Origin of the sequence: Bacillus sp. 3103sda1 (assembly GCF_024159135.1) — a bacterium.
GTDB lineage: Bacteria > Bacillota > Bacilli > Bacillales > Bacillaceae_G > Bacillus_A > Bacillus_A rhizoplanae.
Genome location: NZ_JAMYWS010000001.1, coordinates 2,591,173 through 2,606,200, shown reverse-complemented (window position 1 = coordinate 2,606,200; position 15,028 = coordinate 2,591,173). Strand labels below are relative to the sequence as shown.

The following is a 15,028-nucleotide window of genomic DNA, read 5'->3' as shown; positions in this document are numbered from 1 at the left end:
AACAATGACAAAACAATTAAAAAAGAAAAAATTTGAAGTATTACCAGATGAAACAATTGCACAGTGTTTAGAGAGGATGGAAAAAGAAGGATATACACCTTCCCGTCGAATGGAAGAGCCTATTTTTCATGAGGTGAAAAGGGATGGAAAAACGGTTGTAGAGCCGTGTGGACGAAAAATAGTATTTGAAGGAAAAGTAAAATAAAGAGGTTTTGCGAAGAACTTTCTATTTCTGTTTTAATATTTAAAAATGTTTTTAAAAAAAATGTGCAAATTTAAGAATATACCACATATAATATAGCGAAAGATCTTTCACCATTTTTCACCGAGGGGGCAATCATAATGAAATTTTTGTCTTACCTTACAGCAATTCTGGTGATTATTGGCGGTTTAAATTGGTTATTTGTTGCACTAGATTTTAATCTCGTAGAAAAACTTTTTGGTTCTGTACCAGCACTTGTTGACACCGTTTATTGGCTTTTTGGTCTTTCAGCACTGTATCAAATCTATGACCGTTTTTTTGCAAGTAATTAGCAATTATATAATTATCATTTAAAGTGTTAAGCAGACGTGCTTAACACTTTTTGTATTGTGATTCGTCTGCTTCGATGTTTAGAAAGATAGAAGGTGGAGGGGCTGCCCGTAAAAGTCCGATTTGTTAACCATCAGTGAGGGATGAAAAAACTCCCACTGATGGAAGTTTCACTTTATGAAAAATTACTTGTGCGAACGGTTCCAATACGTCTTAGAATAAAATGAGAAAAACAGTTTGACCGAGTATTTTATATGCGTTATAATTCAGAAAGTTTAAAAATTTATAAATATAAAAGAAAGAGGAGAATGAGATGCATCGAGTATACAATTTTTCAGCTGGACCATCTATACTTCCAATACCCGTTTTAGAGCAGGTACAAAAAGAACTATTGAACTATCATGAAACAGGTATGTCTATAATGGAAATGAGCCATAGATCTACAGCATTTCAGGACATTATAGACGAAACGAAAGATCTACTTTGTGAATTAATGAATATCCCTGAAAATTATGAAGTGCTTTTTATACAAGGAGGCGCATCTTTACAATTCTCCATGATTCCACTAAATTTAATGCACCGAAATAAGCAAGCGGCATATGTACATACAGGTTCTTGGTCAAAAAAGGCGATTCAAGAAGCGGAAAAAATCGGAACTGTTTCGGTTGTTGCATCTTCAGAAAATGATCAATTTAAATCCATTCCAGAGATAAATAGCACACTTTTTTCACGAGAAATAGATTATGTGCATATTACAACGAACAATACAATTGAAGGTACACGTTATGTCAATATTCCTGAAACAGGAGAAATCCCACTTGTTGCTGATATGTCTTCAAATATTTTATCCGAAGAGTATGATATAACAAAATTCGGCCTTATTTATGCCGGAGCACAGAAAAATTTAGGGCCTGCAGGATTAACAGTTGTTATTGTTCGTAAAGATTTAATTGGCTCTGCAAATTCTGCTTGTCCGACGATGTTAAACTATGAAACTTACAGTAAACATAATTCACTTTATAATACTCCACCATCCTTTAGCATTTATGTAACAAAGTTAGTTTTACAATGGCTGAAAGCGCAAGGCGGCGTGCAGGCAATAGAGAAAAGAAATCACGAAAAAGCAGCAATTTTATACAACTTTTTAGATGAATCAAGTTTATTCACTTCACCAGTAAATGCTACGTATCGATCTTTAATGAATATTCCATTTACAACATCTTCAAATGAACGGGATGCATTGTTTATACAAGAAGCAAAAAAGCTTGGTTTTGAAACATTAAAAGGCCATCGTTCTGTTGGTGGTATGCGCGCTAGCATTTATAACGCAATGCCAGTAGAGGGCGTACAAGCGCTTGTGGATTTTATGCATATATTTGAAAAGAAACACAAATAAGGGGATGAAGAAATGTTTCATATTCAAACGTTGAATCAAATTGCTGAAAAAGGGATTGCTACTTTTTCAACAGATACATATAGTGTAGGAGAAACAATTGAGCAGCCTGATGGTATTTTGCTGCGCAGCTATTCATTGCATCATGAGGAGTTTTCTGAGCAGTTAAAAGCCATCGCTAGAGCGGGTGCAGGTGTAAATAACATACCAGTTGAGCGCTGTACAGAGAAAGGAATTGTTGTTTTTAATACACCAGGGGCTAATGCGAATGCGGTAAAAGAACTTATACTTGCAAGTTTAATTATGTCATCTCGTAATCTTGTAGATGGGATTGTGTGGACAAAAGATTTGCAAGGGGAAGAGGTACCACAGCTTGTCGAGAAAGGGAAAAAGCAATATGTTGGTTCAGAGATTGCAGGAAAGCGACTTGGCGTTATTGGACTAGGAGCAATTGGAGCTCTTGTTGCAAACGATGCTCTATCACTAGGGATGGATGTTGTTGGCTATGATCCATATGTTTCTGTTGAAACAGCTTGGCGTTTATCGAGACAAGTGCAGCGAGCATTCAGTTTAGATGAAATTTTTGCAACATGTGACTATATTACTTTGCACGTTCCGTTAGTAGAACAAACGCAAGGCATAATAAATGAACATGCATTTAAAGTAATGAAAAAGGGAGTTCGTATTTTAAACTTCTCTCGTGGAGAGCTTGTTGATGAAACGATGTTAGAACAAGCACTTGAGGCGGGTATAGTGAAGCATTATATAACAGATTTTCCAAACGAGCGTGTGCTACAAATGAAAAATGTCATTGCAACGCCGCATCTCGGAGCATCTACAAATGAATCAGAAGAAAATTGTGCGGTTATGGCATCTCGGCAGCTGCGAGATTTTTTAGAAACTGGTAATATTCGCAATTCGGTTAATTATCCAAATGTAGAACTGCCTTATATCGGAAAGAAACGAATTACAGTTGCGCATCAAAATATTCCGAACATGGTGGGCCAAATTACAGCGTGTTTGGCAGAGCATCATATTAATATTGCAGATATGATCAACCGTAGTAAAGGTTCTTTTGCATATACAATGATTGATATTGATAATGGGATAGATGAGTTTATTAAAGAAGATGTTATTGCAACGATTAGAAACATTGCAGGTGTCATAGCAGTACGGATGATTGTATAAAGTGAAACTTCCAACAGTGGGAGAAATTTCATCTTCCACTGTTGGAAAGCCCGCCCAATCGGGCCTTTATGGGCAGTTATCCTCCACCTATCTTTCTCGTTTCTCTATGAATCTTGAGGTGGTGGGCGTACTGCCCACGAATAGCGGGATAAAGGAGAGATTTCATTGGCAACTATTAAACCATTTCGGGCAATTCGCCCTGTACAAGAGCGCGCAAAAGAAGTGGCTGCTCTTCCGTATGATGTACTCAATAGTAATGAAGCAAGAGAAATTGCAAAAGATAATCCTTATTCATTTTTGCATATTGATAAGGCTGAAATTGACTTAAGTTCATCTATTTCACCTTATGATAACGCTGTGTATGAGAAAGCAAAGAAGAATTTACAACATATGGTTGAAACAAGTGTGCTTATACAAGAAGAGAAAGCATGTTTTTATATTTATGAACTTACAATGAATGGTCGTTCTCAAACTGGACTTGTTGTTTGTACATCAATTGATGAATATATGAACGACACCATTAAGAAACATGAGCGGACAAGACCTGAAAAAGAAAAAGATCGCATTCGTCATGTTGATGTATGTAATGCTCATACAGGACCAATCTTTGTAACATATCGCGGGAAAAGTGAAATTGCAAATGTAATTGCGAATTGGAAAGCAACGCATAGCCCGGTTTATGAATTTACAGCAGATGATGCAATTAGGCATAAAGCGTGGATAATTCATGAAGAAAGAGTCATTACTACATTAATAAAGCAGTTTGAGGAAATACCTTCTTTATATATTGCTGATGGCCATCATCGCTCAGCATCTGCTGTGAAAGTTGGAATGATGCGTCGCGAAGCATATTCCAGTTATACAGGTGAAGAAGAATTTAATTACTTTTTATCTGTACTTTTCCCGAAAGATGAATTATCGATTTGGGATTATAATCGCATTGTAAAGGATATAAACGGGTTATCAGAAGAACAATTCTTACAAGAAATATCTCAATCTTTTTATGTAGAAAAAGCAAATATAGTACCATATAAACCAGCAGAGCGTCATACATTTGGGATGTATTTGAATAAAGTATGGTATAAGCTGACTGCAAAACCAAATATGTTTGATGCAAATGATGTTGTAAAAAGATTAGATGTATCGATTTTACAAGAACAATTGTTACATACGATTTTACATATTGACGATCCTCGTACAAATGACAGAATTGATTTTGTAGGAGGAATACGCGGACTGAAAGAGCTAGAAAGAATGGTTGATGAGGAAGGGTGGACTGTTGCTTTTTCCATGTATCCAACAACAATGGAAGATTTACTGGATATTGCGGATGCAGGAGAAGTTATGCCGCCAAAGTCGACGTGGTTTGAACCGAAGCTTCGCAGCGGTTTATTTATTCATTCGTTAGAGTAGAAGAGGGGGCAGATTGCTTTCTCTTTTTTTCTTGCATATTTTGTATCAATCTTATAATGTAAAGTCGTACTAACTGAAGGAAAGGACTCGAGATATATGATACATATTTTATTGGCTGATGATGATTTACATATAAGAGAACTTCTACGTTATCACCTTCAAAAAGAAGGTTATACAGTGTGGGAAGCTGAAGATGGAAAAGTAGCACAGTCTATATTAGAGAAAGAAACAATTCATTTGGCGATTGTTGACATTATGATGCCGCATATGGATGGTTATACACTTTGTGAAGAAATTAGAAAATATTATGATATACCAGTTATTATGTTAACGGCAAAAGATCAGTTAATAGATAAGGAAAAGGGCTTTTCTGTTGGAACGGATGATTACATTGTAAAACCGTTTGAACCGGCGGAGGTATTATTTCGAATGAAAGCATTGTTACGTCGTTATCAAATGTTAAATGCAGATATTATTCAATTACATGGAACGACAATCGATCGGAAAAGCTATGAAGTACGTTGTCAAGAACAAACTATTTTATTACCGCTAAAAGAATTTGAGTTACTATCACAGCTTGCAAGTTATCCAGGACGAATTTTTTCTCGGGAAGAATTGATTGAACTTGTATGGGGAGTTGATTTTGCGGGAGATGAACGTACCGTAGATGTACATATTAAGCGATTGCGTGATCGTTTTTCTAAACGGACAGATGATTTTCAAATTAAGACGGTGCGTGGTCTTGGATATAAATTGGAGTTGAAATAAAATGCGATCATTGTATTCACGATTTGTTATAATTTCTATTGTTATTATGTTAGTCAGTAGTATAGTTGGTTTTTTATTATCGAATGTGTATTATCATATTTATTTGAAACCATATAACAGTGAGAAGATTTTAAAATACGCTCAAGAAGTTAAACATTTATATGAAAAGTCGGATGAACATAGTCGAGAGGAGTATTTACAATCTATTTCTAAACTTGGTTTTGAAATTTATGTTGTAGATGATCATAAACAAGGAAAGCGATATGGGAATGCCTTTCGAAAAATTAATGTGAGTAAAGAAACAATAGATAGTGTATTAAACGGACACACATACAATGGTATTTCAACGTACCCTGCACGGTTATTTATAACAGGTTTTTTTGATAATGAGCTTTTAAATAGTATTGGGATTCCGATTCAACATGATGGGACAAACTATGCGCTCTTTATTCGTCCTGATATTCAACAGCAATTTGGAGAAATGCGCATTTTCTTTGCTGCATTAATATGCTTAACCGTTGTAATAAGTATTATTTGTATTGCGATTGCAGCTCGGTTTATTGTACGTCCTATTCAACTTTTTACGAGTGCAACTAAGAAAATTGCAAATGGAGAGTATGAAATAGCACTGCCGGAATATCGAAAAGATGAAATTGGAACACTGGCTGTCAGCTTTCGTAAAATGGCAAAAAGCTTAAAGGATTTAGATCGAATGCGGCAAGAGTTTGTTTCAAACGTTTCGCATGAATTTCAATCACCTCTTGCGTCAATTCAAGGGTTTTCGAAGACGTTACAAACAAATGATATGAGTGAATTAGAACGTAAGCGTTATTTGAAAATTATTGAATCTGAAAGCAGACGTATGTCTAGTTTGTGTAAACAATTATTAACGCTTGCATCCCTAGATAAAGAAGAACAAGTTTTAGATAAGAAAATGTTTGATGCCGGAAAGCAAATAAGAGATGTTATTTTTATGTTAGAGTGGCAATGGCGTGAAAAAGATGTCGCGATTGAATTGGATGTTCCAAGTATACAAGTGTATGGAGATGAAAATTTGCTCCATCAAGTGTGGACAAATTTATTGACGAATAGCATTAAATTCACAGAAAGTGGTGGGACCATTTCGTTTTACGGGGAAGAGAAAGAAACGGAATTGCATTTTACTATCTCTGACACAGGACTAGGTATGAGTGAAGAGGAGATAGAAAAGATTTTTGAGCGGTTCTACAAAGCTGATGAAGCGCGAAATAGAACAATAGAAGGAAGTGGGTTAGGCCTTTCGATTGTGAAAAAAATTGTTGATCTTCATGAAGGCACTATTACTGTACATAGTATAAAAGGAGAAGGTACCACGTTTACAATTCAGCTTCCAAAAGCGTAAAAAGATTCTACAAATTATGTAATGGTTTTGATTTGAAGATACAAATAATAACTAAGTGTACAATTTAGCAGTGCATTACACACTTAGTTAACAACAAAAAAGGAGCTATGAGGTTAAAGATATATAACTACAATTAAGTATTATAATTAAAAGCCTATATCGAAAATTACTAAGTAACTTTCGATATAGGCTCCTTTTATTTAGGTTGCTCTATACGATAGGGGTACCACCACACATCCATCAACTTAAGGATTTAGACTATTTTTGAAGCTAAAAGCACGTTACTATTCTCTTATGTTAATGAGAAAGGGTGACGTGCTTTTTATGAATATGCACCAAAAACAAGAGTTATCTTTATTTGCCGAAGAGTTATATCGATATATGTCTCCCGCTACACTTAATCAATTAGCTATAGAAGCAGGCGGAATGAAACGAAAACGTAAGTGCCACGGGCACCATTTCTTATCTTTGTGTGTATGGTTAAATCAACAAATCGCTACTACCTCTCTTACTCAACTTTGTAGTCAATTAGAAACTTCAACAGGAATTTTATTAAGTCCTGAGGGACTTAATCGACGATTTAACTCGGCTTCTGTAGCCTTTTTTCGAACTGTATTTACTACACTTCTACAAGCTAAAATTGGAGGGTTATCTAAGATTTCTCATTCTCTTTCTGCTTACTTTGAGCGTATTCGTATCCTTGATTCTACAACCTTTCAAGTTCCAGATCGATTCGCATCTACTTATCCTGGTGCCGGAGGATGTAGTCATAAAGCTGGTGTAAAAATCCAACTAGAGTATGACTTGTTGAGTGGAGAATTTTCTGATGTGAAAATTGAACCAGGAAAACGAAGTGATCAGGCGTATGGTGCGACTCGAACAGGCATGATACAAAAGAATGAGCTGTATATTCGTGACTTAGGATATTTTCGTCTACAAGACTTTAAGTCTATTCAAGACAAGCAGGGGTATTATTTATCCCGTCTTAAGTTACCAACTAAAATATATAGAAAAGAGTTCGAAACAGTGGTATTTAAAACAAAATCCTCTCAATTGAAACCGGTATATATACAAATTCATTTAGAAGACATTATGAAACAACTACAACCTGGCCAAGTGTATGAATTACACGATGTATATGTAGGGAGTAAAGACAAACTGCCTACTCGTATTGTAGTTTATAGGTGTACCGAGGAGCAAAAACAGAAACGCCTACGTGACCGAGCTATTCGCGAAAAGAAAAAAGGAATTACATATACAGAGCGCACGAAGCTTTTACAAGGTATTACGGTATATATGACAAACATTCCTACGGAATGGGTTCCAAAAGAGAAAATCTATGATTTATATTCATTACGTTGGCAAATTGAGCTGTTATTTAAAATATGGAAATCTTGGTTTCAAATTCATCGTTGTAAATCTATTAAACAAGAGCGATTAGAATGTCATCTTTATGGGCAACTCATTAGTATTCTATTATGTTCTTCTACTATGTTTAAAATGCGAGAACTCCTATTACGTAAGAAACAGAAAGAGCTAAGTGAATATAAAGCGATGTACATAATTAAGGATTATTTTTTACTTTTTTACCAAGCATTACACAAAAACACCCAAGAATTATCAAAGGTTCTCCTTCGTCTGTTTAACCTCCTACAGCACAACGGACGAAAATCTCATCGATACGAGAAAAAGACAGTCTTTGATATTTTGGGTGTTGTTTATGAGTATACCACTTCTACTCATCAGGTAGCATAGTAAAAAAATTGAAACCCGTCAGGGTTTATTTGATATGCCCACTTTTATAAAATCTACAAAAGATAATAAAAAACTGTATGGAAAGACCGCATTTTGTTTGAAAATATACCTTAAGTTGATGGATGTGGGGTACCACCACATACCTATCAAGCTAAGATTTTAAAGCACTATCTAAATGGAAATTTTGTGTTTTTATAGCACCGAAGTTCATTTTTATCGTTTTGGAGAAGAGTGTGTTTCTTAAATTGATAGAGATTTGGCGAGACCCCAATAAGGCATTTTAATTTAGATGAGCAGGTCGCTAAACTTAATCGGCTATTTCGTATAAAAGATTTAATGGTATATGGAAAATGGAGCTGTATGTATTAAGGCTCCATTTTTATATAGATGAAAAAGTATTATGTTTATCCTGTAAGGGTATTCAATTATGATTCTTTTTGTAATTGCTGAATTCTCTTTTCTCCCCAGTCGTACATCATTTGTAAAATGGGCTGTAAGCTTTCGCCGAGATCTGTTAAAGAATACTCTACTTTAGGCGGGATTTCTGGATAAACTTTTCTTGCGATTACACCATCATCTTCTAATTCGCGTAATTGTTTCGTTAATACTTTATGTGTAATTTTGGGAAATAAATGTTGAATGGTACTAAAGCGCATTGGACCATTTATACCTAATCGATATAAAATGACAATTTTCCATTTTCCACTAATGATGGATAACGTTAATTCTTTCGCACAATTAAATTCTTTATTTTGTATTTTATGTAATACCTCATGACGTAAATCTTGCTCCATGCTTTTCACCTTCCATTCGGTATCCTAGAGGATACTTTCTATCAAAAAAGTGCATTCTTCTCGCGTTTTTATACTACATATATAATGAAAGATGTAGAGCGGAAGTAATCGCTTTATTCTATATTAACACAATTGGATTAGGAGATAGTTATATAGGGGAGGGATTATATATGCAAGAAATGGGGAAGATGACAAAAGGTTTTATTAGTAGCTCTTTGGCAGAGCAACCAATGACAATAAACAGTCGTTATACATTTAGTTTGCCATTGTACACGATAGGAATATTATTCATTGAATTACTTGAAAAGGGCTATGTACAGTTAAATCAAAATGATGAAATAGAAATAAGAAATAATCAAGGTACAAATCGTGTATACGTGAATCAACTTATATTATGTATACAAAATAACAAAAGACGTACATGTAAAGAATGGATGCACTATTTTGGTGAAAAAAGCAAAGTGACAGATGAAATATTTAAGAGCATAGTAAAAGAAATGAAGCAAGAAGGCACAGTTCGGTATAATTCTAAAAAGAGATTCGCCAATATTTTTACACAAATGCAAATTGAATATGTAACGAATGCAAACTCATTTGTAGAGTATATCAAAAAAAATTCGTTGGTTAAAAAAGAAAATAAAATTGAGATGATTATCTTATTATGGAAATACTACTATGCAGCTTATATAAACGAGCAAGAAATAGCTTCTTTACAAAAAGAACAAATGATTTATCGATTTGTAAAACAAATTCAGGAAGGTGTTCTTGAAGGAGCGCAAAGAAATATTTTATTTGTGTAATTGAAAAAGGAAAACTCGAAAACAAAATTTTATTCCGTATGAATAGGCAGTAAGCTCCTAACATTTGTACAGACGTGTAATAAACACGGAAAAATTAAGTTGGTAGTAAAATGAACTGTACTCTATAAAATGGATAGTTTAATAAAAGGACCATGAAAGATTAAGCGTTAAAGTAAAATGTTGATATTTAATCATTGAAAAAGGACTGTAAAATTTAGACAGTCCTTTTGAATTCTTATTGAACTAAAGCATGCGTTAGTTCAATAAAAGCTATTTATTAAATATTCCATAAATAAATGAAAATATTAATACAACAAAATAATACAAATACTTTTTTTAGCCTTCTTATAATACTCCTCTTATGGTAACTCGACTTAATAATCTATTCTATTCCTTAATTTTTTTGGCTTCATAATCACCGTAAAAGTAAGAGTTATCTAAATCATCATATTTAGGAGTAGCAATTATGGTATATTTACCATTTTCATCGACTTCAAACAAATAAAGAAGATAATGATAGGGACCTAAATTATTCTCTTTTGCGGTTTCAACCACACTATACATGATGGCACTTCCTCTAGCACCTCGCGGTGTATTTGAAAACATCCAATTTTTTCTCCCAATTACAAACGGTTTAATAGAACGTTCACTTCTGTTGTTATCGATTTCTAAGTGATTATCTAATAAAAAAGTTTCAAGATGATTCCATTGATTCAAACTAAAAATTGTGCACCTTTTTTACTTTTGTATATATCTACGTGTAATAAAAATAATGAAAATTCCGGATTTTGATAAGGGGTATTTGGATAAAAATATTATGTATTGTTAATTCTAGATACAGAGGATTTGAAAAATCATAATATTATATTTTTTTATAAATGAATTCACGATATAGTTCAAATCCATTTTTTGTGTAAAATTGTTTTGCTGTAGTATTAGCAAGCCAGTAGTCTAGTTCTATCATGTTTATGTTTTTGTTATTTGCGATTTTGTAAATGCAATCTAGTAATTGTGAGCCATATCCTTTATTTCTATATGTTTCTAGTATACTGATTTGATGTATGTATATAGAAGTATACGGTTTTTTGAAAGGATTTCCTGGATAATTTTTAATTTCAATCCATGCATAGCCGAGAGATTGATTAGACTCTTCTAATAGTAAAAAAATAAAATTAGGATTACTAATCACATTTTGAAAAAAATCTTTTACAGCATCATAATGATAAGGATGAAAATGTTGAGGATATAGGGATGCATGTATGTTTTGTACCGGTTCATTTAGTTTTGCAATTATTTCATAATTATTTGTTTCACTAATTTTCATAATATCACCTTTTTCATTGAGGATGTTCAGAAGTTCTTTCTATTATATCTTATTTAAAATTAAAGGATAAAGCTGTTAATGAAACAGCGATGAGAATTTCATTAATATAAGCTAAATGTATGGTATAGTGAGAAAGTATGTTTGCAGTAGAGGAAGGAGATATAAACATGATTACATCTGCGCAAACTCCTTCATTAACAGAGACGATGAAAGAGTGGCATCAAGCGTTAACATATGAAATTAAACATTGGAAAACAATTGGTGGAAGTAAACTATCCATTATAAATGGACGTTTTTTATATACAGACTATGAAAGTAGTGTATATGTATTTCAGCTTATTTCTGAAGTAAGTTTACCAGACGGAACACCAATTCGAATTGAATTTGACGGTGAGGAAGCAACTGGAGAAGTATTATCTGTTCAAGGGTTAGACATTGAAGTGAAACTCAATTGTTATATACAGCAACATATACAAGAAGCGGCGTTATATAGTGAACCGTGGCAACTGTTAGAACAGTTGCAAGAGCGTTTAAAAGAGGTAAGAAAGGATAAACAAAGACGTCAGCGCGTGAAACGGTTATTACGGGGTGATAGTGAGCCAAAGCATATTGTGAAAATGAAAAAAATGAAAAATGAACTTGCATATCGTGCTTTTTATAATGCAACAACATACGTCTGGGGACCTCCAGGTACAGGGAAATCATATAATTTATCGCGAATTATTGCAGCTCATTATCAAAGTGGAAAATCTGTTCTTGTATTAGCTCATAGTAATGCTGCGGTTGATGTATTAATGAGTGAAGTAACAAAGCAAATTGAGAAAAAAGAGAAATGGGTACCAGGAGACGTTATTCGTTATGGTTTTAGTCAAAATGAACAAATCCGGAATCATGAAACGTTACTTACTACGCGATTAGTTGAATCAACAAATGAAGATTGGGAAGAAGAGCGGCTGTATTTAGAAGAATTAAGACAAGAATTAAGACAAAAAATCCTCTCTTATAAAGCAACTTCTTCCGAAAAACGAAGAATGCAAGAAATAGAAGGAGAACTTCGGAAGCAAAAAGCAAAAGTGAAGGAAGTTGAAAAAGAGTATATTGAAAATGCAAAAGTCATTGGGGCGACATTATCGAAATGTGCAATCGATTCACTTGTTTATGAAAGAACATTTGATCTTGTGGTCGTCGATGAAGTAAGTATGGCATATGTTCCGCAAATAGCATTGGCAGCTTCTTTAGGAAAGCGAATTGTCGTTTGCGGGGACTTTCTACAATTACCACCGATTGCTTTATCAAATCATGAGCTTGTGAATAAATGGTTAAAAGAAGATATGTTTTATCATGCAGGTATAGTAGAATCTGTAAACGAGCACAAAAAGCATCCGAATTTATACATGCTGCAAGAGCAGCGTCGCATGCATCCGCATATTTCAAGTTTTACAAATGAGTTTATTTATAAAAATGAAGTGTTCGACCATCCATCTGTTGCAGCGCGAAACGATATTGCAAATTTACAGCCTTTCATGAAGGAAGCGGCAGTTTTAATGGATACAAGTAGTATCGGTGCTTATTCATTAAAAGATGTTGCATCTAGCTCACGTTATAATATTTTTTCTGGACTATTAGCGATGCAACTTGCGTTAATTGGTTTAGTGGATGGAATATCGTCAATTGGTATCGTTACACCATACCGTGCTCAGGCACGTTTTTTATCAACGTGTACCCGAGAATTTCTTCAAAAAACAAAGTTCAAAAATGCACCTGTACTAGCGGCGACAGTTCATAAATTTCAAGGGTCTGAACGTGATATGATTTTATTCGATACAGTTGATAGTTATCCGCAAGAACGACCAGGTGTATTATTCTTTGATCAAAAAAACCATCGACTCGTTAATGTTGCAGTAACGAGAGCAAGAGGGAAGTTTATTCAGTTATCAGATTGCCAATATATGAAGCAAAATCTTTCGCGAAAACAAGCCTTATCTTATTTAACACAGCACTTACAAAAGCGAGGAAATGTGTATGATCGTACAACATCAAGAGCGTTTCTAGAGCGGAAGATTACAAAAAGATTACGTTGGGTTGTACAAACGAGTGCCGAAGAACCGAGGGCATTATTAAAAGACATTGTTTCAGCAAAAAAGAAAATTATTGTATCCATTCCGAATTCAAGCCGTATGGATAAGAGGATTTGGCAAGCATTAGCACATGCAGAAGCAAGTGTTATCCTATATACAGAAGGTGCAATTCCGATAAAAAACGTACAAGCGCGTCGTCAAAACAAGGTGATGCCATTCATTATCATTGACGATGAAATAATGTGGGTAGGTGCTCCATTAACAGCTCATATGATATTTGATGGTAGTCCAGAATTTCCATATATTGCAGCGAGGCTACAAGCTCCGCAAACAATTGGAGTATTAAAAGGATTTTTAGATATAAAAATATAAAATTATTATTGAAGAATCATTATTAGAATAAGATTAAACGAGAATTCCTCAGACGAAAAATTGTCTGGGGTTATTTTCGATGATTATTATTTTGAAAATTCGTAAGATTAATATTATTATATAGTTGAGATAAATAGAAATGAGGACTGTCCTGTGAAAATTGTACATAACCGAGCTATATTACAATTATTATCTGTAAAAGATGCATGTTCATTGTATGCCATTATTGAAAAACACCTAGATATTTGGACATATTTAATAACAAATTACGTGCACACATTAAAACAGATGCTCGGAATGAAAATTCACAGCGGGCTATTGAAAGATTAGGTGCAGTAAAAGAAGGAATTCTGTGAAATGAACGCCAACTTCCAAATGGATATGTGAGATGCTGTTGTGCATAGTATTATCTCAGAAGATTGGCCAAGTGTAAAAGAACAATTAGAAAATAAATAAATGAGTGTAAAATGTAAGTAGGAGGAAAAAGATGCCATATATAGAAACAGAACGTTTAAAAATGATATCTTTCACATTAGAATTAGTAGAGGCTACAATAAAAGGGACTGAGGAGATTTCAAAAATAATACCTTACCAAGTTGCTAATCAATGGCCAATGCCTGATTATGCGGAAATTTTACCGTGGATAGCAGAACGATTACGTGAAAATCCAGATAATAGTCGATGGAGTGGTCTTATTATTCATAAAGAAGATCAGAAAATTATTGGAGATATGGGCTGTAAAGGTAGTCCGGATGTGAATGGGATCGTTGAAATTGGATATAGCATTGTCCCAGATTACCAAGGAAAAGGCTATGCTACAGAAATGACAAAAGGCCTTGTACAATGGTTATTGAACCAGCAAAATGTAACGACGATTAAAGCGGAATGTTTAACAAGTAACACTGCTTCTGCAAGAGTGTTAGAGAAATCAGGTTTTTGTTGTGTATTACAGGAAGAACATATGAAATATTGGATTTTGAAATAGTAGTTCAAGAGAAATGCCTTCTAATCAATTTATCAAGATCTAAATTCAAAAAAACTTAAAATATAAAGGTCCTAACATATTAGTCATAAATAATATGTTAGGACCTTTTATTTTTGGTAATAAGTTTTGAAACTGAATTTGAAATTTAGATAGAAGTCCCATAAACGGTCGTTTTTAGAACTGTTAGTAGTACATATTACATAATCAATATGGATATTTATGGTACGGTGATAGGAAGAGTGAAA

The 15,028-nt window shown here is 34.0% G+C and carries 14 protein-coding genes and 2 pseudogenes; 13 read left to right on the top strand and 3 right to left on the bottom strand.

Annotation, left to right across the window (positions count from 1 at the left end):
* The first annotated feature begins 4 nt into the window (after positions 1-4).
* The 8 genes from NKR74_RS12925 (at position 5) to NKR74_RS12890 (ending at position 8,430) form a co-directional block, all read left to right on the top strand.
* Positions 5-205 carry an NETI motif-containing protein gene (locus tag NKR74_RS12925; RefSeq protein ID WP_154710982.1) on the top strand — a complete coding sequence of 67 codons (201 nt, stop codon included), beginning with the start codon at positions 5-7 and terminating at the stop codon, positions 203-205.
* Between the two features lie 137 nt (positions 206-342).
* Complete coding sequence (locus tag NKR74_RS12920; RefSeq protein WP_230576324.1) at positions 343-534, top strand: DUF378 domain-containing protein; 192 nt, start codon at positions 343-345, stop codon at positions 532-534.
* A gap of 311 nt (positions 535-845) precedes the next feature.
* A complete protein-coding gene (gene serC, locus NKR74_RS12915; RefSeq protein ID WP_253629817.1) occupies positions 846-1,928 on the top strand; it encodes a 3-phosphoserine/phosphohydroxythreonine transaminase in 1,083 nt (360 codons plus the stop codon).
* A 12-nt stretch (positions 1,929-1,940) separates the two neighbouring features.
* Complete coding sequence (locus NKR74_RS12910) at positions 1,941-3,113, top strand: phosphoglycerate dehydrogenase (RefSeq protein WP_253629816.1); 1,173 nt, start codon at positions 1,941-1,943, stop codon at positions 3,111-3,113.
* Positions 3,114-3,278: 165 nt separating this feature from the next.
* The gene (locus NKR74_RS12905) at positions 3,279-4,526 is read left to right on the top strand and encodes a DUF1015 domain-containing protein (protein ID WP_253629815.1); all 1,248 of its coding nucleotides are present in this window, start codon (positions 3,279-3,281) and stop codon (positions 4,524-4,526) included.
* Positions 4,527-4,622: 96 nt separating this feature from the next.
* Complete coding sequence (locus NKR74_RS12900; protein ID WP_098310774.1) at positions 4,623-5,294, top strand: response regulator transcription factor; 672 nt, start codon at positions 4,623-4,625, stop codon at positions 5,292-5,294.
* Between the two features lies 1 nt (position 5,295).
* On the top strand, positions 5,296-6,675 hold the full coding sequence (locus tag NKR74_RS12895; protein ID WP_253629814.1) for a sensor histidine kinase: 1,380 nt from the start codon (positions 5,296-5,298) through the stop codon (positions 6,673-6,675).
* A gap of 324 nt (positions 6,676-6,999) precedes the next feature.
* Positions 7,000-8,430, top strand: coding sequence for an IS4 family transposase (locus NKR74_RS12890; RefSeq protein WP_253628483.1), 1,431 nt, complete (start codon positions 7,000-7,002; stop codon positions 8,428-8,430).
* Positions 8,431-8,855: 425 nt separating this feature from the next.
* On the opposite strand, the gene NKR74_RS12885 is transcribed toward NKR74_RS12890, so the two are convergent.
* Entirely contained in the window at positions 8,856-9,224 is a 369-nt protein-coding gene (locus NKR74_RS12885; protein ID WP_253629813.1) for a winged helix-turn-helix transcriptional regulator, read from the bottom strand.
* Positions 9,225-9,394: 170 nt separating this feature from the next.
* Between NKR74_RS12885 and NKR74_RS12880 the strand changes: the two genes are divergently transcribed.
* On the top strand, positions 9,395-10,024 hold the full coding sequence (locus NKR74_RS12880) for a hypothetical protein (RefSeq protein WP_098311286.1): 630 nt from the start codon (positions 9,395-9,397) through the stop codon (positions 10,022-10,024).
* A gap of 492 nt (positions 10,025-10,516) precedes the next feature.
* Here NKR74_RS12880 and NKR74_RS12875 read toward each other — a convergent pair.
* Both NKR74_RS12875 and NKR74_RS12870 read right to left on the bottom strand, forming a co-directional pair.
* A pseudogene (locus NKR74_RS12875) lies at positions 10,517-10,747 on the bottom strand (IS66 family transposase); the annotation flags it as partial.
* Between the two features lie 139 nt (positions 10,748-10,886).
* Complete coding sequence (locus tag NKR74_RS12870) at positions 10,887-11,348, bottom strand: GNAT family N-acetyltransferase (RefSeq protein WP_253629812.1); 462 nt, start codon at positions 11,346-11,348, stop codon at positions 10,887-10,889.
* A gap of 137 nt (positions 11,349-11,485) precedes the next feature.
* Here NKR74_RS12870 and NKR74_RS12865 point away from each other — a divergent pair, with 137 nt between their 5' ends.
* The 4 genes and pseudogenes from NKR74_RS12865 (at position 11,486) to NKR74_RS12850 (ending at position 14,783) form a co-directional block, all read left to right on the top strand.
* Positions 11,486-13,798 (top strand): AAA domain-containing protein, encoded by a 2,313-nt coding sequence (locus NKR74_RS12865; RefSeq protein ID WP_375337666.1) that lies wholly within the window; start codon positions 11,486-11,488, stop codon positions 13,796-13,798.
* Positions 13,799-13,951: 153 nt separating this feature from the next.
* Positions 13,952-14,128 (top strand): hypothetical protein, encoded by a 177-nt coding sequence (locus NKR74_RS12860; RefSeq protein WP_253629810.1) that lies wholly within the window; start codon positions 13,952-13,954, stop codon positions 14,126-14,128.
* Positions 14,065-14,254: pseudogene (locus NKR74_RS12855) on the top strand (GNAT family N-acetyltransferase); the annotation flags it as partial. The gene NKR74_RS12860 and the pseudogene NKR74_RS12855, both read left to right, overlap by 64 nt.
* Before the next feature lie 31 nt (positions 14,255-14,285).
* Positions 14,286-14,783 carry a GNAT family N-acetyltransferase gene (locus NKR74_RS12850; RefSeq protein WP_098311283.1) on the top strand — a complete coding sequence of 166 codons (498 nt, stop codon included), beginning with the start codon at positions 14,286-14,288 and terminating at the stop codon, positions 14,781-14,783.
* The last annotated feature ends 245 nt before the right edge of the window (positions 14,784-15,028 follow it).

Bases quoted from the DNA above. Each gene is read 5' to 3' on its own strand.
- NKR74_RS12850 (WP_098311283.1), top strand. From the start codon at position 14,286: ATGCCATATATAGAAACAGAACGTTTAAAAATGATATCTTTCACATTA.
- NKR74_RS12880 (WP_098311286.1), top strand. From the start codon at position 9,395: ATGCAAGAAATGGGGAAGATGACAAAAGGTTTTATTAGTAGCTCTTTG.
- NKR74_RS12910 (WP_253629816.1), top strand. From the start codon at position 1,941: ATGTTTCATATTCAAACGTTGAATCAAATTGCTGAAAAAGGGATTGCT.
- NKR74_RS12895 (WP_253629814.1), top strand. From the start codon at position 5,296: ATGCGATCATTGTATTCACGATTTGTTATAATTTCTATTGTTATTATG.
- NKR74_RS12920 (WP_230576324.1), top strand. From the start codon at position 343: ATGAAATTTTTGTCTTACCTTACAGCAATTCTGGTGATTATTGGCGGT.
- serC (WP_253629817.1), top strand. From the start codon at position 846: ATGCATCGAGTATACAATTTTTCAGCTGGACCATCTATACTTCCAATA.
- NKR74_RS12890 (WP_253628483.1), top strand. From the start codon at position 7,000: ATGAATATGCACCAAAAACAAGAGTTATCTTTATTTGCCGAAGAGTTA.
- NKR74_RS12865 (WP_375337666.1), top strand. From the start codon at position 11,486: ATGTTTGCAGTAGAGGAAGGAGATATAAACATGATTACATCTGCGCAA.
- NKR74_RS12900 (WP_098310774.1), top strand. From the start codon at position 4,623: ATGATACATATTTTATTGGCTGATGATGATTTACATATAAGAGAACTT.
- NKR74_RS12925 (WP_154710982.1), top strand. From the start codon at position 5: ATGACAAAACAATTAAAAAAGAAAAAATTTGAAGTATTACCAGATGAA.
- NKR74_RS12870 (WP_253629812.1), bottom strand. From the start codon at position 11,348: ATGAAAATTAGTGAAACAAATAATTATGAAATAATTGCAAAACTAAAT.
- NKR74_RS12885 (WP_253629813.1), bottom strand. From the start codon at position 9,224: ATGGAGCAAGATTTACGTCATGAGGTATTACATAAAATACAAAATAAA.